Below are 25,815 nucleotides of genomic sequence, written 5' to 3'. Positions count from 1 at the left end.
AGTCGGAGCCGGGGCGCGCGGAGCCGGAACGGGAGCGGAACCGGAACGGCGTTGATCCGCAGCCGATGCTGGCAGATCGGGACCGGTGTTGAGCCGGAGCGGCATTGAACCGGAGCACGCAGCGTGCCGCCACTTTACAAAAACCTTTACAGCGCGGCCTCGTGCGGCATCCGGCTCGCAAGAGCCGCGCAAAAAACCAATTATCAGCATATGACACTTTTGGAGACGATCCGAACCCTGGAAGCCGTGGCCCTCGAACAGCACGGCGTGGCCACGGTTATCGAAGAGGAGTTATCGAAGCTCGACACGCTGCCCGATGCCCGCTATGCGGTCTTCGCCTACACGCAGGGGCAGCACACCACCGACGTAGGCGGAGACATCACCACATACAGGCTGACGATCAGCTATATCGACCGGCTTGCCGAGGACAAGAGCAACCGGCTGGAGATTCAGAGCACGGGAATGGAGGTGCTCCGAAACATCCTCTACATGATGGGCGAGCTGGACTTCGAAATCAGCAGCATGCCCGTTCAGCCTTTCACGCAGGGCTTGTCGGATGCGTGCGCAGGCGTGTACTGCGAAGTGAGCATCGGAGCGGCCAACGGCTGCACGTGCATGCCGGGATTCGGCGAGGTGCTGAAAAAGGTCGCCGACGCCGCGCAGGCGGCCGATGCGGCGGCGAAGAGAGCCGACGCCGCCGGGAAGCTGCTCGACAGCGTCTCGCTCTTCGACTATGCCGACCTCGATCGTCCTCTGAGCGAGGAAGAGGAGCGACACTTGCGCGCAAGCACAATGCTGATCGTGCGGAACACGCCGTGGGGAGACCGCGTTCTCTTTCCCAGCGTCTTGCCGGACAGAATCATTTACTGGGGGCTTTATTCCCAGACCAGGCTTTTTACGACAACCCTCCGGGCCGATCACGTCCTTACAACCATCACCTTACAAAACATCTACGATTTGGGGGCGGTCCGGTTTACGGAAAATCAGTCGTATCTCTCCGCGGCGCAGCGCACCGTGGGCCGCAACAACCTCGACGCCGTGGGCTGGCTCTGCCTCGGGGCCACGCTCGGAAGCGAAGCCGACAACCGGCCGCTGACGCTCACCTCGACGCTCGCCGAGGTGCAGGCGGCTTTCGCCCTGTTCCGGGCCGATCCCGGCCGCTACCGCTGGTCGCTGTCGATCCACGGGACCGGGGAGACGAATCCGTTCGTCGAGGAGGCCGCGCTGGAGCCTTTGCAGCGGGACGACGGCGGGCTGGAGCTGCTCTTCACCTCGAAGCGGTCGGGCATGCGCTATGCGGTCGTCCTGACGGCGGACGAGGCGGCGATCACCGCCGCACGCGTCGAGTACCGCCTGACGCCCGAGCAGCGGCATTACACCGCGCGCGGCGCGACGTTCGACCCCTCGACGGGGCTGTTCGCGCTGAACGGGATCGGGGACCTGACCCCCGCCGAGCTGGAGACGATCTGCGCCCTCTGGAACGGCGAGAAGAAGACGGACCTGTCGGAGCAGTTCGCCGGATCTGCGATCCGCACGGCGTTCCCGATAAAATCGACGTGGACGAGATTAAACTTGCAGCGCGCCTTCCAAAACTGCCGCAGCCTGCGGCGGATCGACATCGACTGCTACGTGGCGGACATGGCGTTTCTCTGCTACGGAGACGTCAACGTCGAATCGGTCGGATATCTCAACACCTACCTGATAAACAGCATCCACCAGGTGGCCCAGCCCTTTGCGGCCTGCTACAAGCTCAAGACGGCCTACATCAAGAGTTTGCGGTACAATTTCGATTTCAGCGATTCGCCGCTTCTGTCGTTCGATTCGCTGCAATACCTGGTCGACAACGCCATCAACACGGCCGCAATCACCGTCACCGTCCACCCCGAAGTCTATGCCCGGCTGACCGATCCGGCCGACAGCACGTGGTATCCGCTCAACGAGCAGGCCGCGGCCCGAAAGATCGCATTTGCAACCGTTTAAACCTCTACTGAAATGGATATTGTACTGGAAGCGCGCGGGTCGATGCGCGAAATGACCGCCCCGGCGGGTTATTACCTCACACAGGCCGCGGTTGGGAGCGAGGACCGCATTTTCTGCACGCGGCGCGTGCTGCTGCCGTCGGAGCAGGCCGAAGAGTGGCGCCCGGCCACACCCCGCGAAAAAGCCGATTACGAGGCCGAAACGGCTCGCCTCTACCCCACCGCGACGCAGACGGCCGCCGAAGCACCGGAGAGCCGATCCGAAGCACCGGAGCACCGATCCGGAGCGCCGGAGCGCCGATCCCAAGCACCGGAGCGCCGATCCGGAGCGCCGGAGCGCCGATCCGAAGCACCGGAGAGCCGATCCGGAGCCGACATCCCCGATCCGGCTTTGTGATGGACTGGTCGACGATCCTTACGGCGCTGGTTTCGGCGCTGCTCTCCGGCGGCGGGATTGCGGGCGTGGTGTTCTTCCGCGAGAACAAACGCGCCCGGCAGCTGCAAAACGAGAACACCGCTTCGGCACAATGGCGCGAACTCTACGACAAGGCGGAGGCGAAGGTCGAATCGCAGGGGCTGAAGATCGAATCCCTCTACAAGGAGAACAAGCACCTGCGCGACCAGAACAACGACCTGACCACCCAGAACGCCGTGCTGAAAATCTGGAAATGCAAGCGGATCGGCTGCACCGACCGCGAACCTCCGTTCGGGTCGAAAGCCAAAATTGAACAAACGCAAACCGACAGACCATGAAGCATTTCTCCCTGGCGGAGTTGACCCGCTCCGCAACGGCCCGCAGGCTGGGCCTCGACAACAACCCGACTGCCGAGCACCTTGCCAACCTCGAGATGACCGTGGCCCAGCTGCTCGACCCGCTGCGCGAGGCGTGGGCCGTCGCGTGCGCCCGCGAGCGGTGGGGAACGCCCGCTCTGACCGTTTCGTCCGGTTACCGCGGATTCCGTCTCAACCAGGCCGTCGGCGGGTCGGCTACCTCGGCGCATTGCGTCGGCTTCGCGTTCGACCTTGTGCCGGGTAACGGCCGGCTGGCCGACTTCAAGCTGTTCTGCCGCGAATGGTTCCGGGGGCGCGCGTTCGACCAGCTCATCTCCGAGGACGAGGACGAAAGCGGGGTTCCGAAGTGGATTCACCTCGGCTACAAGAACCGGCAGGGCGGGCAGCGGCGGCAGCTGCTCTCCAAGCGCGCCGGGGCCAAAGCCTATACACCCCTGACCGCATGAAGCGGCCGATCCTCTCGCTGCTCGCGGCGGTCGTCGCCGGCGGTGCGCTCTTCGGGTGGGGATACCGCCGGGGTGCTGCGTCGGTCGAGGTGCGCGACAGCGTGGTCGTGCGGTGGCTCTCCGGGCCGGTCGTCCACGACACGATCCGCGAGCCGTCCGCGGTCCTCGTCCGCGAACCGGCCGACACGGTGTGGCGGACGCTCCCCGCAGACACCGCGGCCATCCTGGCCGACTACCTGCGCGAGCGCGACTACCGCCTCGACTTCTCGACCGATTCGACCGGGCGGTTCCTCGTCGACGCCACCGTGGGCCGCAACCGGCTGCTGAGTGCGGCGGCCACCGTCGAGCCGCTGCTCCGCGAGGTGACGACGCGGCATACCGTAATCCGGACCGTCGTGCAGCCGCCCCGCTGGGAGATCGGACCCGCGGTCGGGGCGTGGACGGACCCCGTGCGTGACGGGGTATGGGTCGGAGGATATGCCCGGCGGTCGTTCGGGCGGGTGAATGTCTCCGCGGCGGCCGGGTACGACGCCCGCAGCGCAGGCTTCTGCGCGCAGGTGCAGGCCGGAGTGGCGGTGTGGAGAAAATAGCGGGATTCGTCGTAAGGAGCGGGCGCAGGCGTCCGAACGAAACCCGCCGCAAGAAGCGGTAACGGCGACGGATAATAAACGAAGGACGGTCTTTTTCAAGACCGTCCTTCGTTTGCGTTGAGCTGCCGGGATTCGAACCCAGAACGACAGAACCAAAATCTGCTGTGTTACCATTACACCACAGCTCAAACATTCGCTCGAAAGCGCGTGCAAAGTTAGCAAAAAAATCGCAATTTGCAATCCCCCGCGCAAAAATCGGACGCAAGGCGGACAACCCGGCCGAATATTCGCTACATTCGCTGCGCCGAACACCCGCACGCGGGTGCGCGGTCCGGAAATTGCAAGGCAGTCCGGCGAGGGAAGAAGCAAACGGAAACCGTGTGACAATATGATTCAGACAATGATTCTGCTCTTCGTGGCGGGCTATGTGTTCATCGCCCTGGAGCACAAGGTGAAGATCAACAAGTCGGCCATCGCCCTGCTGATGGGCGGCGCGATCTGGACCGTGCTGAGCCTCTGGGGGCACGACCGCTCGATCGCGGACCAGCTGGTCGAACAGTTGGGCGACACCTGCGAGATTCTGGTCTTCCTGATCGGAGCCATGACCATCGTCGATCTGATCGACTCCCACGGCGGGTTTTTGGTCATCACGCAGCACATCACCACGCGCAACAAGCGCAAACTGCTGTGGCTGCTCTCGATCATCACCTTCTTCATGTCGGCGGCGCTGGACAACATGACCACGACGATCATCATGGTCATGCTGCTGCGCCGGCTCGTCTCCGACCAGCGCGACCGCTGGGTCTTCGCCAGCCTGATCGTCATCGCCGCCAACAGCGGAGGGGCGTGGTCGCCTATCGGCGACGTGACGACCATCATGCTCTGGATGCGGGGCAACGTCAGCGCGGGAGTGCTGATCTACAACCTCTTCCTCCCGGCGCTGGTCTCGGTCGTCGTACCCACGGCCATCGCCGCCCGCTACATCCGCAACGAGAACGTCTCCCCGGTCGACACCTCGGCCGAGGATGCGCTGCTGCCTCCCGGCGTGAGCCCCCGTCTGAGCCGCTTCATGCTCGTCATCGGCGTGGCGGCCCTGCTCTTCGTACCGGTCTTCAAGAGCCTGACGGGACTGCCGCCCTACATGGGCATGATGGTGTCGCTGGGCGTGATCTGGATCATCACGGAGATCATCTACGACCGCAAGCGCAACCTGGAGGAGTCGATCCAGAACCGCGTGTCGAAGGTGCTCAAGCATATCGACATGTCTACGATCCTCTTCTTCCTCGGTATTCTGATGGCGGTAGGGGCGCTGCAGAGCGCGGGCGTGCTGACCGACATGGCCGACTGGCTCAACAAGCAGGTCCACGAGGTCTATGCGATCGCGGGCGTGATCGGCCTCTTGTCGTCGGTGGTGGACAACGTACCGCTCGTCGCGGCCTGCATGGGCATGTACCCCGTGCTGGACGCGGCGGCCGTGGCGGCCAGCGCCGATCCGGCCTACATGCAGAGTTTCGTGCAGGACGGCCTGTTCTGGCACATGCTCACCTACTGCGCCGGGGTGGGCGGCAGCCTGCTGATCATCGGCTCGGCGGCGGGCGTGGTGGCGATGGGGCTCGAAAAGATCAATTTCGGCTGGTATCTCCAGAAGATCACCCTGCTCGCGCTGGCGGGCTATCTGGCGGGTATGCTCATCATCTGGCTCGAAAACCTCGCCGGGTTCTGACACGAAAGAGGCTCCGGAATCCGGAGCCTCTTTCATTAGGGAATATTTTGAATCGCAGTCAGTTTTCCGTTGTCGAAGTAGAGGTATTTGCCGTAGGAGTAGACCCATTGTTCGTTGCGCAACCCGCTCACGATGGTCGTATTGACCCACTGCGGCGTTCCCCAGGCCGCTTCGCACATCGCCTTCGTCATACCCAGCACAACCTGGCCGTTCGCAATATACTTCCCGTTCACGGGACCAAATTGGGCTATACAGTCGGCTTCGAACTGCTTTCGGCTTTCGATAAGGCGCTGCTCCTGCTCCTGCCGCTCTTTTTCCCGCTGCTCCTCCGCCAGCTGAAGCAGGCGCTCACGTTCCTCGTAACGCTCCTCGGATATGAAAGCATAGGGAAACGTCGTACCGGCGTTCAAATCCGACGGACTTACAAGCGGGAATTTAACGGCTGAGGTCTCGTTCTCCAGCACATAGCACGGCTGCATGTAGGCTTCGGAGAGCTCCATCAGCGACAGGTCGGTGCATTTCCACTTCGAACCGGACGAGATCGTCACCGGTTGTCCCGTATTGATGTCGATCAGGTTCCGGATATCCTGCTCGGCAATAAAGTTCTTTCCGACATGATCGCGCCGCATCCGCTCGTAAAACGACACCAGCAGCATGGGCGGCGGAAAATTTTCGTTGGAAACGCGGTAAATACCGCGATTGCAAAAATCATAGTTGGTCGAGATAACCATCAGGAACGGCTCCCCGCCCTCCACCGGCTGCAACGTAAAGATCGGATGAACGGATTGTCCGAAGTATTTTTGCTGCGATTCACCGGTTAACGGCTCGTAGGTAAGATCATGCAGGTAACGCTCTTCCTCTTTGGTCGTCAGGGACCCCCCGCGCGAGCGAATTTTGCCGACTCCAACGTCCAGAATAACGAAATAACGTCCTTCTACGGAGTCGGCAGGCGTATAAAAACCTCTGCTGGACAGATCGGTATTCACGAAAACGGGTTTGTAGCGGTCGGTTTTCAATATGTCCGTCTGCTGCTCGACCTTCTCCCGTCCGCGAACCCAACTCGTCTTCGGGTAGGTATAGTTGTATTCGGACGGCTTGAGATCGAGGTTGTAAAAACAGTTATACCGGGTTACCTGATCTTCTTTTTTAGCCGCGTCGTCTGCGTGGGAGGACTTGGGCAGAAAGAAGATTTGCTGGCCGATATAACGCTTGAAATTCAACATATTAGGTTTCTCATCCCGTTGAGGTGGGACACGCCACTCGTTAATCAGGTTCGTCAGACTGTCGAAAGGCTCCGGACGCATGACCGGTTTATCGACTACCGGATTTTGGCGCACGGCGATCTGAGCCGTTGCCCCGGCAGCGGTCAGAATCATGGCAAGGATTAGTACAGTTTTTCGCATAATATTTAACATTTAGTAAGAAATTTCTCCCGATCCACCACGTAGCGGACATGCACCCCCTCGCCGATCATGCCCGCCTCGTCGCGGGCGCCGACGTTGAAGGTCAGTTTGCGCCCCTCGACCCCGGTCAGCACGGCCGTCGCCGTGATCGCGGCCCCCAACCCCGAGGGCTTGATATGCGTGACGTTCATCTCCGCCCCGACGGTCGTCGCCCCGGCGGGCAGCTCGCCCGCCACGGCCGTCATGGCGGCATTTTCCATCAGCGCGACCATCGCGGGCGTGGCGAAGACCTCCAGATCGCCCGAACCCATCGCCGCGGCGGTATTCTCCCGCGTCACCGTCGCGGTGCTGCGGGCCGAAACTCCTTTTTCCAACATAATATCCTCTGCTGTGTTACGTTTGAAAGGTGAAATGATTAACTTTGCAACAAAGGTAACGATTTTTTCCGGACGATGAAAAGGTGGCTCGCACTTCTCCTGCTGCTTTTCGCCGCGCTCCCCGCAGTGCAGGCGCAGGGCGGCCGCGGCTTCTGGCATCAGGAGTGGGACGTCGAAAAGGGCGACTCCATCCCCTTGGTGCACATCCTGCCGGTCTACGTCTTCAGCCGCCCGGTGGACCTGCGGCGCTACCGCCGGCTGGTCGAGGCGGTGAAGAAGGTCTATCCCGTGGCCAAGATCGCCCGGGCCCGGATGGAAGAGATGGAGGAGGAGCTGCGCCGCCTGCCCACCAAGAAGGCGCAGCGGGCCTACATCAAACAGGTCTACCACCAGATCAAGGAGGAGTATACGCCCGTGCTGAAGCACATGACCCGCACGCAGGGGCGCGTGCTGCTGAAGCTGATCGACCGCGAGACCGAATACACGGCCTACGAGGTGCTGCGCGAATTTCGCGGCGGCTTCGTGGCGGGGTTCTGGCAGGGCGTCTCGCGCATCTTCGGCCAGAACCTCAAATCGCAGTACGACAAGGAGGGCGAGGATCGGATGATCGAGCAGATCGTTATTTATTACGAAGCGGGGCTGCTGCGCTGACGCCTCCGGCGGCCCGGCCTCTGCGCGGAGGGTTTTGCGGTCGGATCGCCCGGCGGACGGGAGCGCGCGGCCGATGAGGCATGAAGCGGTGTTGCTGCGATAACTTCCCCCGACCCGTTCAGCCCTCTGCGCGAAAGGGTTTTGCCGTCGGATCGTCCGGCCGACGGGGCCGCGCGGCCGATGAGGCATGAAGCGGTGTTGCTGCGATTACTTCCCCCGACCCGTTCAGCCCTCTGCGCGGAGGGGTTTTGCCGTCGGATCGCCCGGCGGACGGGACCGCGCGGCCGATGAGGCATTTAGCAGTGTTGCTGCGATAACTCCCCCCGACCCGTTCAGCCTCTGCGCGGAGGGGTTTTGCCGTCGGATCGCCCGGCGGACTGAAGCACGCGGCCGATGAGGCATGAAGCGGTGTTGCTGCGATAACTCCCCCCGACCCGTTCAGCCCTCTGCGCGGAGGGGTTTTGCGGCCGGATCGCCCGGCGGACGGGAGCGCGCGGCCGATGAGGCATGAAAGCGCGTTTTTCGCAGTTTTTTACTATCTTTGTCCCCCGAAACAAGCGACAACCACCATGTTTGAAAATTTAACCGATAAACTCGAACGGTCGTTCAAAATCCTCAAGGGCGAAGGCCGCATCACGGAGATCAACGTAGCGGAGACGCTCAAGGAGATTCGGCGCGCGCTGATCGACGCCGACGTAAACTACAAGGTCGCCAAGACGTTCACCGACGAGGTGAAGCAGAAAGCGCTGGGAGCCAACGTGCTCACGGCCGTCAAGCCGGGGCAGATGATGACCAAGATCGTGCGCGACTCGCTGGCCGAGCTGATGGGCGGCACGGCGACGGACATCCGGCTCGACGGCACGCCCGCCGTCGTTCTGATCGCCGGTTTGCAGGGTTCGGGTAAGACGACCTTCTCGGGCAAGCTGGCCGCGCTGCTGAAAAGCAAGAAGGGCCGCCAGGTGCTGCTCGTGGCGGGCGACGTCTACCGTCCCGCGGCCATCGACCAGCTCAAGGTGCTGGGCGGCCAGATCGGCGTGGAGGTCTACACCGAGGAGGGCAGCAAAAACCCGGTGGCCATCGCCGAGAACGCCATCCGGTACGCGCGGCAGAAAGGATATAACGTCGTGATCGTCGATACGGCGGGCCGTCTGGCCGTCGACGAGGCGATGATGCAGGAGATTACGGCCATCAAGGCGGCGGTGAAACCCTCGGAAACGCTCTTCGTGGTCGATGCCATGACCGGACAGGACGCCGTGAACACCGCCCGGGAGTTCAACGACCGGCTCGATTTCGACGGCGTGGTGCTCACCAAACTCGACGGCGACACGCGCGGCGGTGCGGCCATCTCGATCCGTTCGGTGGTGGACAAACCGCTCAAGTTCATCTCGAGCGGCGAGAAGATGGACGCCCTGCAGGTGTTCCACCCCGAGCGCATGGCCGACCGCATCCTGGGCATGGGCGACGTGGTGTCGCTGGTGGAGCGCGCGCAGGAGCAGTTCGACGAGGAGGAGGCGCGGCGGCTGAAGAAGAAGCTGGTTAAGAACCAGTTCAACTTCAACGACTTCATCGCCCAGATTCAGCAGATCAAGAAGATGGGCAACCTGAAGGACCTGGCGGGCATGCTTCCCGGCATGGGCAAGATGCTCAAGAACGTGGATATTCCCGACGACGTGTTCAAGCAGACCGAGGCGATCATCTCCTCGATGACCCCCGCCGAGCGCGAGCGTCCCGAGATCATCAACGCCCGCCGCCGCGAACGCATCGCCAAGGGTTCGGGCACGACGATGGCCGACGTGAACCGCCTGATGAAGCAGTTCGAGGAGACGCGCAAGATGATGAAGGCCGTGGCCGGCGGCGGCATGAAGATGCCCAAGATGCCGGGCGGGATGGCGCGGCGGTAACCCCCTGCGCATACATATTATAAGGCGTTCGGCTTTCGGTCGGACGCTTTTTTCATGCGCGACCGGGCCGCATGCGCGACGGATACTCGGTCAGGATAGGTCCGGTCCGCCGGACCGCGCGGGCCGCAAACCGGGAGGGGGGGGGCGTTCCCAACGGGGCAAATCCGTCCGTCCGCGCAGCCGATCACCCGGCGGGGCAGGTCCGTCCGCCATCCCACTACCGGACACCCGGTCAGGTCGGGCCGCGTCACTGAGGCGGCTCTCTGTCGGAGCGGAATTTCCGGCCGGCGGTGAGGAATCCGACCACGAACAGCAGAAAGATCACTACTTTCATCGGGCAGGGGATTGTGTCGTGTCCCGCGGCGCTCTTCCGGACGAGGGCCGAAAAAAAACGTGGGACAAAACTTTGATACCTGTCTCTGAGGTTCTCGACAACCTTCGGCACAAATACGAAAGTGAAGCCCACGTTGGAAACGTGAGCATCAACTTCACTTCCTGTGCCAGCTAAAACTGTCGAGATTTCAGAGACAAGACGTAAAATTAACGCTTAATATGTAGGTAGGGGCCGGTGCTTTTCGGGCGGCGCGGCCCGGGCGGGACGTTCCCAGGAGGTTTGTTATCGGTTCTTCATAGGCGGCATCGCAGTTCGGTTTCAACAACAAAAATAGGAAAAACCCGAATAAATTCCTACCTTTGGACGATAAAATTAGGAACCATGCACAAATCGGGCTTCGTCAATATCATCGGCAACCCCAACGTCGGCAAGTCGACGCTGATGAACGCGCTGGTCGGCGAGCGGCTGTCGATCATCACGCAGAAGGCGCAGACCACGCGCCACCGCATCATGGGCATCGTCTCGGGCGAGGAGTTCCAGATCGTCTACTCCGATACGCCGGGCATCCTGAAACCCGCCTACAAGCTGCAGGAGTCGATGATGAAGTTCGTCCGCGGCGCACTCACCGACGCCGACGTGATCCTCTACGTCACCGACACCGTCGAGCAGGGCGACCGCTCGGCGGAGATCATCGACGACATCCGCCGAAGCGGCATCCCGACCGTGGTGGTTATCAACAAGATCGACCTTTCGACCCCCGAGGCGCTCGAAGCGCTGGTGGAGCGGTGGCAGGCCGAGCTTCCCGCGGCACGCATCGTCCCCGTGTCGGCCAAAGAGCGGTTCAACGTCGAGGGCGTTTTTAAAACGGTGCTGGAGCTGCTGCCCGAAGGTCCGGCCTTCTACCCCAAAGAGACGCTTACGGACAAGACGCTTCGCTTCTTCGCCTCGGAGATCATCCGCGAAAAGATCCTCCGCTTCTACGACAAGGAGATCCCCTACTGCTGCCAGATCGAGATCGACAGCTACAAGGAGGAGCCGTCGATCGACCGCATCGCGGCGACGATCTACGTGGCCCGCGACTCGCAGAAGGGCATCCTGATCGGCCACAAGGGCGAAAAGCTCAAACGCGTGGGACAGGCCGCCCGCGAGGACATGGAGGCTTTCCTCGGCAAGAAGGTCTTCCTGCAACTCTTCGTCAAGGTCAGCGACGACTGGCGCAACGACGAACGCCAGCTGCGGCGTTTCGGCTACGAACAGGAGTAATAAAAGCGAGGCGCTTCGCACGACATGATCGGGGGCGGCGTTTCGGCTACGAACAGGAATAATAAACGGGCAAAAAAACCGTTAAAAAGGCAAGTCACGCAAGGCAGATGCGCAAATTCATCTTCGGCATAGTAACGGCGGCGGCGCTGTTGTGCGGCGTCTCGGCGCATGCGCAGTACAACCGGGAGTACTTCTTCTGGGTGGGACGCACCTGCATGATGAACAACGACTACCAGGAGGCCATCCGTACGCTCAACACGCTGCTGCGCTTCGACGAGGACGCCTTCGAAGGGTATTTCCTGCGCGGCATCGCCAAGTACAACCTCGACGACCTGATCGGCGCCGAGGCCGACTTCACCACGGCCATCCGGCTCAACCCCGTCTACACGCAGGCGTACACCTACCGCGCCATCACCCGCTCGCGGCTGGGCAACTACGACGACGCCCTGCAGGATTTCCGGGAGGCGATCGAGCTGCGGCCCGACCTGCCGGGTCCCTATTACAGCCGCGGCGTGACGCGCCTGTTGAACCAGCAGTTCGAGGAGGCGATCGCCGACTTCGACCAGTTCATCCTGCAGGAGAACAAGGTGGCCGACGCCTTCATCTGCCGGGGTCTGAGTTACCTCCACCTGCGCGACACCACGCGCGCCTACGAGGACTACAACACGGCCATCCGCACCAACCGCGAAAACCCCAACGGCTACAACCGCCGCGGTGCGCTCTACATGCAGCAGAAGCGCTACAAACCCGCCGAGGACGACTTCAACAAGGCGATTTCGTGCGATTCGACCTACCTGCTCTCCTACTTCAACCGGGCGCTGGTCTACAACTACACCAACCGTCCCATGCAGGCGTTGGAGGACTTCGACAAGGTGATCCGGCTGGATTCGACCAACTCGCTGACCTACTTCAACCGCGCCATGCTGCGCACGCAGATCGGCGACTACAACCGCGCGCTGGAGGATTACGACAAGGTGGCCCTCTACTCGCCCAACAACGTGCTGGTCTACTACAACCGGGCGGGCGTGCACGCCCAGCTGGGCGAGATCGAAAAAGCCGTGGAGGACTACTCGGAGGCCATCCGCCTCTACCCCGATTTCGCCAATGCCTACATCTACCGCGGGCAGCTGCGGGAGCTGCTGCGCGACCCCAAGGGGGCCAAAGAGGACCGTCAGACCGCCCAGCGGAAGATTGCCGAATACCGTTCGCGGCTGAGCGACAGCACCTACTCGATCTACGCCGACACCACGCAGCGCTTCGACCGCCTGCTCTCGTTCGACAGCAAGTTCGCCGGCGGCAGCTTCGACCGCATCACGGGCCACAACGGCGGCCGCGAGGAGATGCGTCTGTTGCCGCTGTTCAAATTCACGCTCATGCGGCCCGACACCGTGCCCGTGGTCGACCCCTACCACCTGCAGCGGGTCGAGGATTTCAAGAAGCGCGTGAACAACGACCTGCTCGCCCTCTCGTGCCGCGAGAGCAACATCCCGGCCGACTCGCTCGTGCAGCTCGACCGGCAGTACGTCGAATCGCTCAAACGGGGCGATCCCGCCTGGACGGAGCTTTTCCAGCGCGGCGTCACGCAGTCGCTCATCAAGCAGTACACCAACGCGGTGAACACCTATTCGACGGCCATCGAACTCAATCCGTCGAACCCGTTCCTCTACTTCAACCGCTCGACCACGCGCGCCGAGATGATCGACTTCATCTCCTCGATCGACAACTCCTACCAGCGCATCACGATCGATTCGGACCCGGCCAACCGGCTCAACAACAATTCGAAACGCACGTACAGCTACGACGAGGCGGTGGCCGACCTGAACAAGGCCGTCAAGCTCTTCCCCTCGTTCGCCTACGCCTATTACAACCGCGCCAACCTGCGTGCCCTCTCGGGCAGCCTGCCCGAAGCGTTCGAGGACTACACGAAAGCCATCGAACTCAACCCCTCGTTCGCCGAGGCGTACTACAACCGCGGCATCATCCAGATCTTCCTCAAGGACACGCGCAAGGGGTGTCTGGACATCTCGAAGGCCGGGGAGCTGGGCATCACCGAGGCCTACGAAGTGCTCAAGCGCTACGCCCGGCCGGAAGAATAGCAGACAACTCAAACTCAAATAAAGTATGGTAGAAACTATCCAACGAAAGCTCAACGACTCGCCCGCGGCGCGGTGGACGGCGCTCATTCTGATCGCCTCGACCATGTTCTTCGGCTACATGTTCGTCGACCTGATGTCGCCCCTGCAGAGCATGATCGAGGTGCAGCGGGGCTGGACGCCCGACGTCTTCGGGATGTACGGCAGCTCGGAATTCATCCTCAACGTCTTCGGCTTCCTGATCCTCGCGGGCATCATCCTCGACAAGATGGGCATCCGCTTCACGGGCGAACTCTCGGCGTCGCTGATGTTCGCCGGCGCCTGCATCAAGTACTACGCCGTCAGCGACGCATTCATCGGCTCGGCGCTCGAAGGGTGGCTCTCGAGCTGGTGGGTCGCCTTCCCCGCCTCGGCCAAGCTGGCCTCGCTCGGGTTCATGATCTTCGGCTGCGGCTGCGAAATGGCCGGCATCACCGTCTCCAAAGCGATCGCCAAGTGGTTCGACGGCAAGGAGATGGCGCTGGCGATGGGCCTCGAGATGGCTATCGCGCGCGTGGGCGTCTTCGCCGTCTTCTCGCTCTCGCCCTGGCTGGCCGAGATGGCTCCCGCGACGGTCGTGCGCCCCGTGGCTTTCTGCACACTGCTGCTGCTGATCGGCCTTATGACCTTCACGATCTTCACCTTCATGGACCGCAAGCTCGACAAGCAGCTCGGGCTGAACTCCACGGGAGGCAACTCCGACGAGGAGTTCCGCGTGAGCGACCTGGGCAAGATTTTCAGCAGCAAGGTCTTCTGGATCGTGGCCATGCTGTGCGTGCTCTACTACTCGGCCATCTTCCCCTTCCAGCGCTTCGCCACCAACATGCTCGAAAGCAACCTCGGCGTCTCGGCCAAGACGGCCGCCGACATCTTCCGCTGGTTTCCGATGGGTGCGGCGGCGATCACCCCGCTGCTGGGCAACTACCTCGACCGCAAGGGCAAGGGCGCTACGATGCTCATTTTCGGCGCCCTGCTGATGATCGTCTGCCACCTCACGTTCACCTTCGTGCTGCCCGCCTTCCCGAGCAAACTGCTGGCCTACGGGGCCATCATCCTGCTGGGTATCTCCTTCTCGCTGGTTCCGGCGGCCTTGTGGCCCTCCGTACCCAAGATCATGGAGACCCGCTACCTGGGTTCGGCCTATTCGCTGATCTTCTGGATTCAGAATATCGGGCTTTGCCTCTTCCCGATGATCTTCGGCTACGCGCTCAAGCTGAGCAACCCCGGACACATCGAGGGCACGGCCTACAACTATACGGTCCCGATGCTGATCTTCGTCGGCTGCGGCGTGGCGGCCATGTTCCTCGGATTCTGGCTCAAGGCCGTCGACCGCCGAAAGGGATACGGACTGGAGCTTCCCAATATCAAGAAGTAGCCCGGCTACACGAATAAATGAAGCGAAGCGGCTGCCGTGCTCGATGCACGGCAGCCGCTTGGTTTTTATAAGATTGAGGGGATCGGTGAGGGGCTGCCGAGAACGGTTGGATTCGGCAGAGACCCTGGTACTGACTGGGAGCACCGATGATCGGCAGGGATCGGTGAGGGGCCGCCGAGATCGGTTGGGGTCGGCAGGGACCCCGGGACTGGCTGGGAGCACCGATGATCGACGGGGATCGACGAGATCGAGAGATCACCCACGATTGACCGAGATCGACCGAGATCGACAGGATCGGCTGGGATCGGCTGGAAGCGGCAGGAAGCGGCGAAGATTTACGGGGCCGACCAGACCGCCGAGTTTGCCAGAACCGCGAGGATCGGCGGAGAGCACCGAAGATCGAAGAGACCGGCAGGAACCCGCCCGGATCAGCGCTCCGAGACGATCCGGTAAAGCTCCGTCACGCGGTTGCACATCTCCTCCCACGAGAAGCGTTTGCGCTCTTCGAGGCAGTTCAGTCCGAAGCGCTCCAGCGCCCCCGGTTCGTACATCCGCGCGACGGCTTCGGCCACCCCCTCGGCCGTCGGCGGGCAGACATACCCCACCCGTCCGTCGGGCACGATCTCCGGGAGGCCGCCCACGTCGGTGACCACCATCGGCGTGCAGAACTGGTAGGCGATCTGCGTCACGCCGCTCTGCGTGGCTGTCCGGTAGGGCTGGACGACGAAATCCGCCGCCGAAAAGAAATATTTCACCTGCTCGTCCGGAATGAAGTAGTCGTGCAGCAGCACCTCGCCCTGCAAGCCGTTTTCGGCGATTTGCCGGACAAAGCGCTCTTTGGGCGCATAGAACTCGCCCGCGACGAGGAGTTTCCGCCCCGCGAAGCGGCCCGAGCGTTTGAGCAGCCCCCATGCGTCGATCAAAAGGTCCAGCCCCTTGTAGTCGCGGATCAGTCCGAAGAAGAGCACGTAGCGGTTGCGCGGGTCCAGCCCCAGCCGCACGCACGCCTCGGAGCGCTCGACGCGCTCGCCGAAATTCTCGAAGAGCGGATGCGGCGAGAAGAGCGCCGGCGCCGAGGTGTAGGCCGCCAGCTCCTGATGCACCTGCTCGGACATGTAGACGAAGCCGTCGACCGCGCGCAGGTAGTAGCGGTTGAACGCCCGATCGGTCGCATGCCGTTCGTGCGGCTCCACGTTGTCGATCTGGCACAACACCTTCGTATGGCCGTTCCGGCGGGCGATGCGGGCGATGGTCCCGAAGCAGGGAGCCATGAACGGCGTCCAGTACTTCATCAGCACGAAGTCGGGCCGCTCGCGCCGGATGCGCCGCCCCACGCGCAGCCAGTTGAGGGGATTGACCGTATTGACGCAGCGGCAGATCCGAAGATCCTCCGGCGGCGGCGTTTCGAGCGTCTGGCTCTTGCCCGGAAAGAGCAGCGCCGGGTATTGCAGCGTAAAGGTTTTGATGTCCACCCGATCGCCCCGGGCGGCAAACGTGCGGGCCATGATCTCCATGATCGAAGCCAATCCGCCCCGGTAAGGGTGCGCAGGTCCCAGGATCGTAATTTTCATGAAATGAAACGATATTTATGTAAAGATAAGAAAAATTGCCGCGAAACTGCCTTGCACGGGACAAAAAAATCGGGACCCCGGTTGCGGGGTCCCGATCGGACGGAAAGCGGAGCGCATCTATTCGCCCTCGGCCTCGTGCTTGAAGCTCTTGGCGGCGTGTTTGCTGCCGGCAACGGATTGCAGCGCCAGGTACTCCTCGCCGTAATCCTCCAGGTTCTGCAGCTCGGTGCGGAAGGTGTCGAGGTGCTTCTCCTCCTCGACGATGATGTTCTGGAACATCTTGTGCGTCACGGCGTCGCGCTGCTCGGAGGCGATGCGCGAAGCCTCGTTGTAGGTGTCGATCGTACTCTGCTCCAGCTGGAGGGCCAGCCGCAGCATCTCCTTAACGTCGGTGACCTGCCGCGTGCGGAACGAAGCGTTCATATCCACGTCCCCCTGCAGGAAGAGGATGCGGTCGGAGAACTCCTCGATATGGCGCATCTCGGCGATCGAGACCTCGCGCATGATCTTCGAAAGATACTGGTAGCGGTCGTCCTCGAAATGGGTGTGGAAATACATATATTGCAGCGAGGTGGCGATCTCCTTGCCTACGGCATCGTTCAGCAGGTCGATGCTCACCTGATACCTGTTCGGCGTGTTTTGCTCTTTGTTCTCCATAATGAAAAAGGTTTTGCAACCGCAGTTGCAAAACCCGTTCCAACGCCCCGCGGCAAAACGTTCCGCAAAGCCCTAATTCCACGCGACCGAGGCGCGCACGGCGACGGTTTCGGCATCGGCGCGTATCTCGAACAGCGCCTCCCGCCCGCGCAGTTCGCACCCGACGGTGAGCGTCTGCCCGTAGCGGCTTTCGCGCAGGAAGTGCATGTCGAGCCGCACGGGAGCCTCCTCGGTCAGCAGCTCGAAGGGCAGCATGTCGAACATCATCTCGATATAACGCATCGTGTTGACGTGGCGGTTGAAATCGATGTCGCTGTACGCCACGCGATGCTCCGAGGTCAGCGTCGGCTGCACCGCACGCACCTTGCGGGGCTTGTCCGTCGGCGAGGGGGCATCGACGATGGCGTCGGCATGCGCATCCCCCACCCACGAAAGGTCGACGGCCGAACGGGTCTTCAGGTCGATCATCGCCCACTGGGTCACGGCGCGCCCGAACTCCGTGCCCGCGGCGTCGGTCAGCGTGAAGTTGCGCGTCGAAAGCACGCGCCCGTACTCGTTGATCCACGTGGCGACGGTGTAATCGGTGTACTGTCCGGGCAGGCGGTCGAACTCGACGGCCATGCGCGAGAGCACCCACGAGTGGTTGTCGGCGTTGAGCGCATCGACGCCGAAGCCCTTGCCGTGGGCATCCGCACCGGCGGTGTTGAGGATCGCCGCGCCGAGCGACGGGATCGTCGCCCGCAGCGTGAAATCGACATCCTGCGGTTCGACCCGGTAGTTGTAAAATGATTTTTCGGCCATATTTTTTGCGTTTACCGCTTGCAAAATTAGCGATTTTTCGTATATTTATCCATCTCTAACCCCCTTAAAAAAATGCGTATGGAATTCAAAACCCTCGATTTCGGCGACACCCTGAAAGACGCCATAGCCATCGGCGTCAAGAACGCTCCCTCGGTAGTCGGGGCCATCGCCCTCTGGCTGGTCACGATCTGGATACCTTATATCAATATAGGGACTACGATCGCCGTCAGCCTGCTGCCGATCGAACTGGCCAAGGGCAACGTCGTCAATCCGCTGGAGATTTTCAATGCCAGATACCGCCGCTACATGGGCGAGTATTTCATCACCATGGGGCTGATGATCTTCCCCATCCTGGTCGCCACGATATTCATGGTCGTGCCCGGCATCGTGCTCTCGATCGCCTGGTCGCTCTCCTACTACTTCCTTTTCGACAAGAACAAGAACCCGATGCAGGCCATCAAGGCTTCGAACGACGCCACCTACGGCAGCAAGTGGACGATCTTCTTCGTCGTGCTGGTCTTCATCCTCGTCTTCTACATCGCAGCCTTCCTCCTGGCCCTGGTCGGCTACGCGATCGGCAGCGAATTGCTCAAGGCGCTGCTGTTTGCCATCCTGCTCATCCTGGCCGTGTCGGTCGGCATGGCCGTCGACGCCTCCATCTGGAAACAGCTCAGGGACAACGTGGAGTGATCCCTGCCCCTATTCCGACCCGGACGGTACGCATGCGTGCCGTCCTTTTTTAGGTCCAAAAAGATTTTTTATCGAAAAACGATAAATTTTATTTGTTTTTCGAAAATTTATCGTATCTTTGTCTCGGAAGAAATTTTAACACGGATTCCCATGCAGAACAAAAAGAGGTTGCACAAGCACCTGCTGATTATCTACATCATCTATTTCGCGGCGCTGCTGATCGGCTTCGCAGCCAGTTTCATGCCCGGCTTTTCGCGCGGCCTGCGCGACGCCAGCACCACGCTGGCCGAAGAGCAGAGCCGCGGCGGCGTCCGCTCCTACTACGTTTCGGCCTCGCTGCAGCACGAATTCAGTGAGATCGAAATCGACGGACTGCCCGATAACATCACCCCGGGCGTGGAGCAGCTCAACCTGCGCGTGAGCGTTCCGGAGGACTATACGCTGGGCAATGCGTTCAAAGTGGTGGCCGACAACGGCTACGCCTACGTGATGATGCTGGTCATGATGGTTTCCTACCTGGCGATTTTCATTCTGATCGCACTGATAATCAACTCTCTGCGCTGTTCGATCCGCGACGAGCTGCCCATCCGCCACGCCAATATCGTCCGCACGCGCTGGATCGGCGCGCTGATTCTGGTGGCCGAGGTGAGCCAGGCCGTCATGCAGTTCATCAACAACCGGGAAGCCGCGCGCCTGCTGGCCGGCACGGTTTACGAAGTTTCGGGACAGTTTCCGCTCAACTATTGGAACGTGATCGTCGGGGTGCTGTTCCTGTTCATGGCCGAGGTCTTCGCCATCGGCACGCAGCTGAGCGAAGAGCAGAAGCTGACCATCTAAACCGACGCGCAATGAATGACATACGTATAATCAAAGGGGGGGGGAAGACGCAATGGCTATAATTATCAACATCGACGTCATGATGGCCAAACGGAAAATGTCGCTCGGCGAACTGGCCGAACGGGTCGACATCACGCCCGCCAACCTTTCGATCCTCAAGAACGGGAAAGCGAAGGCCATCCGCTTTTCGACGCTCGAAGCCATCTGCCGCGAGCTGGACTGCCAGCCGGGCGACATCATCGAATACCGTCCGGAGGAGCCTCCGACGGAGTGAATCAAAAAAACCTTACCAATTAAGAATAGCCTATGAAAAAACTAACGTTTGTGCTCCTTGCGATATTCGCATTGAGCAGCGCCACGGCCCAGATGGACCCCATGTCGCCGATTCCGGCCGACAAGGCCGTCCGCACCGGGAAACTGGAGAACGGAATGACCTACTACATCCGTCACAACGAGAAACCCAAGAACCAGGCCGACTTCTACATCCTGCACGACGTGGGAGCCATCCAGGAGAACGATGCGCAGCAGGGCCTCGCCCACTTCCTCGAGCACATGGCCTTCAACGGCACGAAGAACCTCCCCGGCAAGATGCTGACGGAGTATCTGGAGACGGTCGGCGTGAAGTTCGGCTACAACCTCAACGCCGGAACCAGCTGGGACCAGACGGTCTACATGATGAAGGACGTACCGACCACGCGCGAGGGGATCATCGACAGCGCGATGCTCGTGCTGCACGACTGGTCGCACTTCATCGCGCTGGAGCCTGACGAGATCGACTCGGAGCGCGGCGTCATTATGGAGGAGCTGCGCACGCGCGACGGCGCGAGCTGGCGTTCGACCATGCAGCTGCTCAAGACGCTGGGCAAAGGCTCGAAGTACGAGCACCGCAACCTGATCGGCTATCTCGACGGGCTGAAGAGCTTCCAGCACAAAGAGCTGGAGGACTTCTACCACCAGTGGTATCGCCCCGACTACCAGGCCGTCGTGATCGTCGGCGACGTGGACGTGGATGCCGTGGAGAACAAGATCAAGACGCTGATGGCCGACATTCCCGCGCCGGCCGCCGACGCCTCGCAGAAGGAGCCGATTACGATTCCCGACAACGAGGAGCCGATCGTCAACATCTTCACCGACCCCGAAATGCAGGGTTCGAAGATTCAGCTCTTCGTCAAGCGCCCCGCCATGCCCAAGCAGGTCAACAACCTGGTTTACGGCGAAATGCTCGGCATCATCCAGTCCTACATGACCACCATGGAGAACGCCCGCCTGCAGGAGCTGGCCATGAAACCCGACGCACCGTTCCTCGGCGCGATGATGGATTCGGGCGATCTGGGCATCATGCCGACGCTCAACTCGACGACCTACATGGCCGCCACGCAGGACGGCAAGATCGCCAAGGGTTTCGAAGCGCTCTACACCGAGATGGAGAAGGTGCGCCGCTACGGCTTCACGCAGGGCGAGTTCGAACGCGCACAGGACAACCTGATGCGTCAGGCCGAGCGCCAGTACGCCAACCGCAACGACCGCACCAACGGCGAATACGTGCAGACCTATCTGGACAACTTCCAGAAGAACCAGGCCATGCCCGACGCCGAGACCGAGTGGAAGCTGGACAGCATGCTGCTCAAGATGGTCAACGTCGATGCCGTGAACGCTTTCGCACAGCAGACCATCTATCCCAAGAATCAGGTCATCTTCATCACCGCTCCCGAGAAGGAGGGGATCGTCAACCCGACCGCCGAAGAGATTCTCGCCATCCGCGAGAAGGTCGCCGGCTCGGAGATCGCCGCCTATGAGGACAACGTGGTCAAGGAGCCGCTGATCCCCGAGGACGTGGTGCTCGCCGGTTCGCCCGTGGCCAAGACGGCACAGGACGAGGTGCTCGGCACGACGGAGTGGACGCTGAAGAACGGCGTGAAGGTCGTCGTGAAACCCACCACCTACAAGGCCGACGAGGTGATACTGAGCGCACAGTCGATCAGCGGTCTCTCGATCCTGAGCGACGAGGAGTTCTACATGGGCGAAATGATGCCGGCCATCAACTCGATGTCGGGCGTCGGCAAGTTCTCCGCTACGGAGCTGCGGAAGCAGCTTTCGGGCAAATCGGTGTCGGTACAGCCCTCGACGGCCAACTACACCACCACCATCAAGGGTGTCTCCTCGCCCAAGGACCTGGAGACCATGTTCCAGCTGCTCTACCTCAATTTCACGCAGCCGCGCTTCGACGAGAACGACTACAACACGGTCATCAAGATGGTGCGCGCCCAGCTGGACAACGCCAAGTCGAACCCCGACTACATCATGCAGGAGAAGTTCACGGACATCGCCTACGGCCACAACCCGCGCCGGCAGATGCTCTCCAACGAGATCATCGACCGGTTCGATTTCGCCAAGCTGCCCGGTCTCTATGCCAAGCTCTATCCCGGAGCCGACAGCTTCACCTTCTACCTGGTGGGCAACGTCGATCTGGAGACCCTCAAGCCGCTGGTCGAGAAGTATATCGGCTCGATCCCGACGACGGGCGCTCCGCTCAAGGCCGTCGACGACAAGTCCGGTCCGGTCAAGGGAGCCGTCAGCGAGGATTTCACCGCCTCCATGCAGCAGCCCAAGGTTTCGGTTCACTACCTCTTCTCGGGCGACCTGCCCTACACGCTAAAGAACAAGCTGGCCCTCACGCTGCTGACGCAGGCGCTCAATTCGCGCTACCTGATCTCGGTACGCGAGGAGAAGGGCGGCACGTACGGCGTGCAGGTATGGGGTTCGACCGAGTGGGTTCCCACCGAGACCTATACGATGGACATCGCGTTCGACACGAACGAGGAGATGGCCGACGAACTGCGCGAGATCGTGATGAAGGAGATCGAGGAGATCGCCGCCAACGGTCCCAAGACCGAGGATATCGAGAAGTCGCGCGAGTTCTTCGCCAAGAACTGGAAGAACACCCTCGAGCAGAACTCGGGCTGGCTGAACTACATCCGCGCCAAGTACGGCTCCGGGCTCGATTACCTGGGCGAGTACGAACAGACGCTCAAGGCGCTGACCAACGCCGACGTGCAGCAGCTCGCCAAAAAGATCCTCGCCGACAACAACCTCGTTCAGGTCGTGATGCGCCCCGCACCCGCCCAAACGAAGTAACACACTCTGCCGGAAGCGGATCGCTTCCCCAACGAAAAGGCAGCCCCCGTCGGGGGCTGCCTTTTTTGAACAGATAACGAGATGGGGAGGCTCTGCCTCTCTCCCACCCGTATTATTTTCCACTGAAATGGCGGCAAACTTCCCGGCCGCCCGGCCCGGCTCAACCTATCTCGACCTGTCCCGACCCGGCCCAATACCGATGGTCCAATCCCCTCCCCATCCGATCAGCCGGCCATGCCACCTGCCCGGACACTATCCTCTTAGAGCTATCCCGATTTTCGGTTGTTATACAGATAGACTGTCTTTGATGACAATCTACCTGATAGTTGTTAAATTTTCTTACCGATGTAAAACACATATCCGTAGAACTCTTTGTATTTCTGGTACAACGCCATTTCATGGCGTTGACCTGCAATAAGTTCTTTGACGGTTTGGTCTCCTGAATGTTTCTGAAGAAATGCCTCTTGAATCCTGCTGCATGGAGCGAAATAGTGCTCTGTCCAACAGTTTTCCGGCAGGATAAAGGTGGCAACAGGAACATAGCCTGCACGTTGTATCTGTGCGACTTTGTTAGGAATAGTATCTATTTCGGGATAATGTGCCATCCAGAAGTTATAGATTTCATCGGGACATTTCTCCGTAAACCACGAGGCTTCAGACACAGCGATATAACCATTCGTCTTTAGATATTGCCGCCACTCATTCACACCTCGTTCAAAACCAATATTATAGATAGATCCCTCCGTCCAAATCAAGTCTAAAGTCTCTCTCTCGAAAGGCAGAGGCTCCAACATTGAGCCGACAATGCCTTGGACTCTGTTAGACAAACCAAGTGCATGGGCATTCCGGTTGAATATACTGATAAAATCAGGAAAGAGGTCTATTCCCATAATCTGTCCCGGTGCGTTTTGTGCAAGTGTCATGGTTTGTCCGCCTGTTCCGCAGCCAAGGTCGACGATACGAGACTCCGAGGTCAGATTATCAATGAAACTTAACGCCTTAATCGTTGCTTCGGGGCTTCCGGGCCCTTGACGTTCTACATTTGAGAAGTATTCGCAAATTAGACTGAAATCGAATTCGTGGATTGTTTTATTTTCGTTACTCATTTTCTTAATGCGTTTTGCATACACGCAGAAAGCATAACAATACTTCCGTCATTATACGCAGATTAAAACTGAAATGTAAATACATGAAAATCATTCTCAGAAAGAATATCCGAGAGTAAACGAAAGGACAATCTGCATTAGATGAGCAGATTGTTTACTAAACCAGATCCGATTTATTTGTTTTTGTCATCGCTGCAAAGATACATAACAATTTGTTTCATAGCAAATTCGGTGCTAATAAAATATATATTACCTTTGCACAAGAGTTATTTGGAGCAATGGAAAAATATAGCAGGCGAAAGCATTTCGCTCATTTCTGTACCGTTACCCATTGTGTCTCTCTTTTGTCTAAATGTCTATTAATCAAGAGGTGTAATTGAAATCTTCTACTGATTCAACGGGCATGCGCATGTACATCGGAAAAACGTTTCCGCATTGAAGAAAATGAATAGATTATTTGTTTTTGTCGAAACTTAGGCTGCCGGATCATGATTTTAATCTATCTCATCATAATTGCGTTAGGTCTCGTAGCACTCTACCTTGCAGCTATTGCGGTAGTTTATATGATCTGCTTCCTGGTTGTCGGCGTTCAGTTGGCATTGGGTAAAACCACGATCGACGAACTGAACAAAAAGGTAAAGCTGGCCGAACAGGCAAAACAGGCCAAAGCGGAACAAGAGAACTTCAAACCTAAAAAGAGCGGGGCATTTTGGTTTCTCTCCTTACCCGCCCCGCTCAACCACTGGGGTTTGTGGCATTAACCGCATCCGTCCGCCCCGCATCCGCCCCGACAGGCCACCCCGCAACCCCACCGACAGGCCACCCGCACCAGGACCGACAGTCCTCCCCGCACCCCTAACGACAGTCCACCCGCAACCGCACCGACCGTCCGTAAAGTTTTTCAACCGCTTTCCCAGTCAGTCATACGAAATTCGACCAACCCAAACCCTGCCTCTCTTCGCCCCCCCCAACAAAAAAACAGCCGCCCGAAAAGGCGGCTGCTTCATGAATAATCGGATAAGATCGCTTAGTTCGACTTTACCACGTCCGAAGCGGAGTTGATGACCAGCTGATAGGCGGGATTCTGTCCGGCGGGACCCGTGAACTTGGTGTAGAGTGCCGTAACGGTGACCTTTTCCCCGTCTGCGGGTATCGGCTGCTCGCGGAACCTCGCATAGCCGCTCGTGCGGATTACGTAGTTGCCCTCCACGGAGGTGCTGTTGATGCCGGTATAGGTGACCAGCGTCGAACCGAAGTAGAAAACCTCGCTGAAACCCTGATCCGGATTTGAGATCTGACGCTTGAGCGACCAGGTCGGCTTCTTCCAGATCTCCCAATCGGGGTTGGTGTCCTCGTCGTAGGAGGTCGAGTTGGCGAAGTAGTTGGGGAAGCGGTTCTTATAGCCCCACTTCGTCTTGCCGTAAGCGCTGGTGATGTCCTCGAAACGGACCAGACGGCCCAGATCGTTATCGGAGAGCGTGTTGTAATTCGTGCTGTTGACCACCAGCGTGTCGGCCGGTGTCATCCCGATCTTAACGCCCGGATGGACATGTTCCTCGATCAACAACGGCAAGAGAATATTGCCGTTGGCGTATTTCGCATCGTCCGAATAGGTTCCGATGCTGATCATACCGCGGTAATTGCCGAGCACCAGCCCCTTCAGGGTCACGTAGACCATGGAGCCGATCGGAAAGAAGAGGTAGTTGTCCGTATTGAGTTTCACTTCGATGGCGCGCTGGGTCTGCTCGTCGTAGATGTAGATAGTCTTATAGACGTTACCCGTATCATCGCTCGAAATGACCTTGCCGCGCGTATAGGCGTTCTCCTGCACGACCATCTTGTAAACGCCGCCGTTGTTGCTCGTATAGCTCGGATTGGCCGCAATGAACTTGTCCTTGATATCCTTGATCGACCAGTACTCCATATCGGCGAAATCCGCGTCGGTGTAGATCTTGGCCGCTCCGGGATTGTCCAGATCGTTGTAGCAACCAACGAAGAACAAACCGACGGCAGCGGCTAAGAGTATGCTAAATAATCTTTTCATAATTATCT

General features: G+C 59.8%; 23 protein-coding genes and 1 tRNA gene. 16 read left to right on the top strand and 8 right to left on the bottom strand.

The annotated features are described in order from the left end of the window. Nucleotides 1–210 precede the first annotated feature (210 nt). From ACMO9O_RS00640 to ACMO9O_RS00620, 5 genes are read left to right on the top strand one after another with little or no spacing between them, the layout of a single operon-like run. Nucleotides 211–1,980 carry a hypothetical protein gene (locus ACMO9O_RS00640; RefSeq protein ID WP_418981688.1) on the top strand — a complete coding sequence of 590 codons (1,770 nt, stop codon included), beginning with the start codon at nucleotides 211–213 and terminating at the stop codon, nucleotides 1,978–1,980. Between the two features lie 12 nt (nucleotides 1,981–1,992). Continuing rightward, nucleotides 1,993–2,376, top strand: coding sequence for a hypothetical protein (locus ACMO9O_RS00635; protein WP_418981687.1), 384 nt, complete (start codon nucleotides 1,993–1,995; stop codon nucleotides 2,374–2,376). Beyond that, nucleotides 2,376–2,732, top strand: coding sequence for a hypothetical protein (locus ACMO9O_RS00630; protein ID WP_418981686.1), 357 nt, complete (start codon nucleotides 2,376–2,378; stop codon nucleotides 2,730–2,732). Before ACMO9O_RS00635 ends, ACMO9O_RS00630 begins: the two co-directional genes overlap by 1 nt. Beyond that, a complete protein-coding gene (locus ACMO9O_RS00625; protein WP_418981685.1) occupies nucleotides 2,729–3,217 on the top strand; it encodes a D-Ala-D-Ala carboxypeptidase family metallohydrolase in 489 nt (162 codons plus the stop codon). Before ACMO9O_RS00630 ends, ACMO9O_RS00625 begins: the two co-directional genes overlap by 4 nt. Beyond that, nucleotides 3,214–3,807, top strand: coding sequence for a hypothetical protein (locus ACMO9O_RS00620; RefSeq protein WP_418981684.1), 594 nt, complete (start codon nucleotides 3,214–3,216; stop codon nucleotides 3,805–3,807). The genes ACMO9O_RS00625 and ACMO9O_RS00620 overlap by 4 nt, the downstream gene beginning before the upstream one ends. Before the next feature lie 117 nt (nucleotides 3,808–3,924). Here ACMO9O_RS00620 and ACMO9O_RS00615 read toward each other — a convergent pair. After that, nucleotides 3,925–3,995: transfer RNA gene (locus tag ACMO9O_RS00615), tRNA-Gln, on the bottom strand. 200 nt (nucleotides 3,996–4,195) lie between these two features. Here ACMO9O_RS00615 and nhaD point away from each other — a divergent pair. Next, nucleotides 4,196–5,530, top strand: a complete 1,335-nt coding sequence (gene nhaD, locus ACMO9O_RS00610) for a sodium:proton antiporter NhaD (RefSeq protein WP_418981683.1) — start codon at nucleotides 4,196–4,198, stop codon at nucleotides 5,528–5,530. Nucleotides 5,531–5,565: 35 nt separating this feature from the next. Here the strand turns inward: nhaD and ACMO9O_RS00605 are convergent, their stop codons facing one another. Both ACMO9O_RS00605 and ACMO9O_RS00600 read right to left on the bottom strand, forming a co-directional pair. Next, nucleotides 5,566–6,933 (bottom strand): hypothetical protein, encoded by a 1,368-nt coding sequence (locus ACMO9O_RS00605; RefSeq protein ID WP_418981682.1) that lies wholly within the window; start codon nucleotides 6,931–6,933, stop codon nucleotides 5,566–5,568. A gap of 5 nt (nucleotides 6,934–6,938) precedes the next feature. After that, on the bottom strand, nucleotides 6,939–7,310 hold the full coding sequence (locus ACMO9O_RS00600; protein WP_418981681.1) for a thioesterase family protein: 372 nt from the start codon (nucleotides 7,308–7,310) through the stop codon (nucleotides 6,939–6,941). A gap of 75 nt (nucleotides 7,311–7,385) precedes the next feature. On the opposite strand from ACMO9O_RS00600, the gene ACMO9O_RS00595 reads away from it, so the two are divergent. The 5 genes from ACMO9O_RS00595 (at nucleotide 7,386) to ACMO9O_RS00575 (ending at nucleotide 14,966) form a co-directional block, all read left to right on the top strand. After that, nucleotides 7,386–7,961 (top strand): DUF4294 domain-containing protein, encoded by a 576-nt coding sequence (locus ACMO9O_RS00595; protein WP_418981680.1) that lies wholly within the window; start codon nucleotides 7,386–7,388, stop codon nucleotides 7,959–7,961. Between the two features lie 569 nt (nucleotides 7,962–8,530). After that, a complete protein-coding gene (gene ffh, locus ACMO9O_RS00590) occupies nucleotides 8,531–9,862 on the top strand; it encodes a signal recognition particle protein (protein ID WP_418981679.1) in 1,332 nt (443 codons plus the stop codon). A gap of 715 nt (nucleotides 9,863–10,577) precedes the next feature. Beyond that, on the top strand, nucleotides 10,578–11,459 hold the full coding sequence (era, locus tag ACMO9O_RS00585; protein WP_418981678.1) for a GTPase Era: 882 nt from the start codon (nucleotides 10,578–10,580) through the stop codon (nucleotides 11,457–11,459). 107 nt (nucleotides 11,460–11,566) lie between these two features. Beyond that, entirely contained in the window at nucleotides 11,567–13,555 is a 1,989-nt protein-coding gene (locus tag ACMO9O_RS00580; protein WP_418981677.1) for a tetratricopeptide repeat protein, read from the top strand. Nucleotides 13,556–13,580: 25 nt separating this feature from the next. Continuing rightward, nucleotides 13,581–14,966, top strand: a complete 1,386-nt coding sequence (locus tag ACMO9O_RS00575; protein WP_418981676.1) for an MFS transporter — start codon at nucleotides 13,581–13,583, stop codon at nucleotides 14,964–14,966. Between the two features lie 428 nt (nucleotides 14,967–15,394). Here ACMO9O_RS00575 and ACMO9O_RS00570 read toward each other — a convergent pair whose 3' ends face one another. The 3 genes from ACMO9O_RS00570 to ACMO9O_RS00560 all read right to left on the bottom strand — a co-directional run bounded on the left by ACMO9O_RS00570 (nucleotide 15,395) and on the right by ACMO9O_RS00560 (nucleotide 17,995). Beyond that, entirely contained in the window at nucleotides 15,395–16,537 is a 1,143-nt protein-coding gene (locus ACMO9O_RS00570) for a glycosyltransferase family 4 protein (RefSeq protein ID WP_418981675.1), read from the bottom strand. 117 nt (nucleotides 16,538–16,654) lie between these two features. Next, a complete protein-coding gene (locus ACMO9O_RS00565) occupies nucleotides 16,655–17,194 on the bottom strand; it encodes a ferritin-like domain-containing protein (RefSeq protein WP_418981674.1) in 540 nt (179 codons plus the stop codon). A 72-nt stretch (nucleotides 17,195–17,266) separates the two neighbouring features. Next, the gene (locus ACMO9O_RS00560) at nucleotides 17,267–17,995 is read right to left on the bottom strand and encodes an acyl-[acyl-carrier-protein] thioesterase (RefSeq protein ID WP_418981673.1); all 729 of its coding nucleotides are present in this window, start codon (nucleotides 17,993–17,995) and stop codon (nucleotides 17,267–17,269) included. A 78-nt stretch (nucleotides 17,996–18,073) separates the two neighbouring features. Here ACMO9O_RS00560 and ACMO9O_RS00555 point away from each other — a divergent pair, with 78 nt between their 5' ends. The 4 genes from ACMO9O_RS00555 (at nucleotide 18,074) to ACMO9O_RS00540 (ending at nucleotide 22,657) form a co-directional block, all read left to right on the top strand. Continuing rightward, nucleotides 18,074–18,685 carry a hypothetical protein gene (locus tag ACMO9O_RS00555; protein WP_418981672.1) on the top strand — a complete coding sequence of 204 codons (612 nt, stop codon included), beginning with the start codon at nucleotides 18,074–18,076 and terminating at the stop codon, nucleotides 18,683–18,685. 150 nt (nucleotides 18,686–18,835) lie between these two features. Beyond that, entirely contained in the window at nucleotides 18,836–19,522 is a 687-nt protein-coding gene (locus ACMO9O_RS00550; RefSeq protein ID WP_418981671.1) for a DUF2975 domain-containing protein, read from the top strand. A gap of 52 nt (nucleotides 19,523–19,574) precedes the next feature. Continuing rightward, entirely contained in the window at nucleotides 19,575–19,796 is a 222-nt protein-coding gene (locus ACMO9O_RS00545) for a helix-turn-helix domain-containing protein (RefSeq protein ID WP_418981670.1), read from the top strand. Nucleotides 19,797–19,828: 32 nt separating this feature from the next. Next, the gene (locus ACMO9O_RS00540; RefSeq protein WP_418981669.1) at nucleotides 19,829–22,657 is read left to right on the top strand and encodes a M16 family metallopeptidase; all 2,829 of its coding nucleotides are present in this window, start codon (nucleotides 19,829–19,831) and stop codon (nucleotides 22,655–22,657) included. A 329-nt stretch (nucleotides 22,658–22,986) separates the two neighbouring features. On the opposite strand, the gene ACMO9O_RS00535 is transcribed toward ACMO9O_RS00540, so the two are convergent. Then, the gene (locus ACMO9O_RS00535) at nucleotides 22,987–23,763 is read right to left on the bottom strand and encodes a class I SAM-dependent methyltransferase (RefSeq protein ID WP_418981668.1); all 777 of its coding nucleotides are present in this window, start codon (nucleotides 23,761–23,763) and stop codon (nucleotides 22,987–22,989) included. Between the two features lie 488 nt (nucleotides 23,764–24,251). On the opposite strand from ACMO9O_RS00535, the gene ACMO9O_RS00530 reads away from it, so the two are divergent. Beyond that, on the top strand, nucleotides 24,252–24,524 hold the full coding sequence (locus ACMO9O_RS00530) for a hypothetical protein (protein WP_418981667.1): 273 nt from the start codon (nucleotides 24,252–24,254) through the stop codon (nucleotides 24,522–24,524). A gap of 266 nt (nucleotides 24,525–24,790) precedes the next feature. Here ACMO9O_RS00530 and ACMO9O_RS00525 read toward each other — a convergent pair whose 3' ends face one another. Next, nucleotides 24,791–25,807 carry a DUF5689 domain-containing protein gene (locus tag ACMO9O_RS00525; RefSeq protein ID WP_418981666.1) on the bottom strand — a complete coding sequence of 339 codons (1,017 nt, stop codon included), beginning with the start codon at nucleotides 25,805–25,807 and terminating at the stop codon, nucleotides 24,791–24,793. Nucleotides 25,808–25,815: the final 8 nt, after the last annotated feature.

The sequence above is a fragment of the Alistipes sp. genome (assembly GCF_048465635.1).
Taxonomy (GTDB): Bacteria; Bacteroidota; Bacteroidia; order Bacteroidales; family Rikenellaceae; genus Alistipes.
This window is presented reverse-complemented; position numbering and strand designations above follow the sequence as displayed.

Excerpts from the sequence above, each read along its gene's own strand:
- ACMO9O_RS00640 (WP_418981688.1), top strand. The coding sequence starts at position 211 with ATGACACTTTTGGAGACGATCCGAACCCTGGAAGCCGTGGCCCTCGAA.
- ACMO9O_RS00635 (WP_418981687.1), top strand. The coding sequence starts at position 1,993 with ATGGATATTGTACTGGAAGCGCGCGGGTCGATGCGCGAAATGACCGCC.
- ACMO9O_RS00630 (WP_418981686.1), top strand. The coding sequence starts at position 2,376 with ATGGACTGGTCGACGATCCTTACGGCGCTGGTTTCGGCGCTGCTCTCC.
- ACMO9O_RS00625 (WP_418981685.1), top strand. The coding sequence starts at position 2,729 with ATGAAGCATTTCTCCCTGGCGGAGTTGACCCGCTCCGCAACGGCCCGC.
- ACMO9O_RS00620 (WP_418981684.1), top strand. The coding sequence starts at position 3,214 with ATGAAGCGGCCGATCCTCTCGCTGCTCGCGGCGGTCGTCGCCGGCGGT.
- nhaD (WP_418981683.1), top strand. The coding sequence starts at position 4,196 with ATGATTCAGACAATGATTCTGCTCTTCGTGGCGGGCTATGTGTTCATC.
- ACMO9O_RS00605 (WP_418981682.1), bottom strand. The coding sequence starts at position 6,933 with ATGCGAAAAACTGTACTAATCCTTGCCATGATTCTGACCGCTGCCGGG.
- ACMO9O_RS00600 (WP_418981681.1), bottom strand. The coding sequence starts at position 7,310 with ATGTTGGAAAAAGGAGTTTCGGCCCGCAGCACCGCGACGGTGACGCGG.
- ACMO9O_RS00595 (WP_418981680.1), top strand. The coding sequence starts at position 7,386 with ATGAAAAGGTGGCTCGCACTTCTCCTGCTGCTTTTCGCCGCGCTCCCC.
- ffh (WP_418981679.1), top strand. The coding sequence starts at position 8,531 with ATGTTTGAAAATTTAACCGATAAACTCGAACGGTCGTTCAAAATCCTC.
- era (WP_418981678.1), top strand. The coding sequence starts at position 10,578 with ATGCACAAATCGGGCTTCGTCAATATCATCGGCAACCCCAACGTCGGC.
- ACMO9O_RS00580 (WP_418981677.1), top strand. The coding sequence starts at position 11,567 with ATGCGCAAATTCATCTTCGGCATAGTAACGGCGGCGGCGCTGTTGTGC.
- ACMO9O_RS00575 (WP_418981676.1), top strand. The coding sequence starts at position 13,581 with ATGGTAGAAACTATCCAACGAAAGCTCAACGACTCGCCCGCGGCGCGG.
- ACMO9O_RS00570 (WP_418981675.1), bottom strand. The coding sequence starts at position 16,537 with ATGAAAATTACGATCCTGGGACCTGCGCACCCTTACCGGGGCGGATTG.
- ACMO9O_RS00565 (WP_418981674.1), bottom strand. The coding sequence starts at position 17,194 with ATGGAGAACAAAGAGCAAAACACGCCGAACAGGTATCAGGTGAGCATC.
- ACMO9O_RS00560 (WP_418981673.1), bottom strand. The coding sequence starts at position 17,995 with ATGGCCGAAAAATCATTTTACAACTACCGGGTCGAACCGCAGGATGTC.
- ACMO9O_RS00555 (WP_418981672.1), top strand. The coding sequence starts at position 18,074 with ATGGAATTCAAAACCCTCGATTTCGGCGACACCCTGAAAGACGCCATA.
- ACMO9O_RS00550 (WP_418981671.1), top strand. The coding sequence starts at position 18,836 with ATGCAGAACAAAAAGAGGTTGCACAAGCACCTGCTGATTATCTACATC.
- ACMO9O_RS00545 (WP_418981670.1), top strand. The coding sequence starts at position 19,575 with ATGGCTATAATTATCAACATCGACGTCATGATGGCCAAACGGAAAATG.
- ACMO9O_RS00540 (WP_418981669.1), top strand. The coding sequence starts at position 19,829 with ATGAAAAAACTAACGTTTGTGCTCCTTGCGATATTCGCATTGAGCAGC.
- ACMO9O_RS00535 (WP_418981668.1), bottom strand. The coding sequence starts at position 23,763 with ATGAGTAACGAAAATAAAACAATCCACGAATTCGATTTCAGTCTAATT.
- ACMO9O_RS00530 (WP_418981667.1), top strand. The coding sequence starts at position 24,252 with ATGATTTTAATCTATCTCATCATAATTGCGTTAGGTCTCGTAGCACTC.
- ACMO9O_RS00525 (WP_418981666.1), bottom strand. The coding sequence starts at position 25,807 with ATGAAAAGATTATTTAGCATACTCTTAGCCGCTGCCGTCGGTTTGTTC.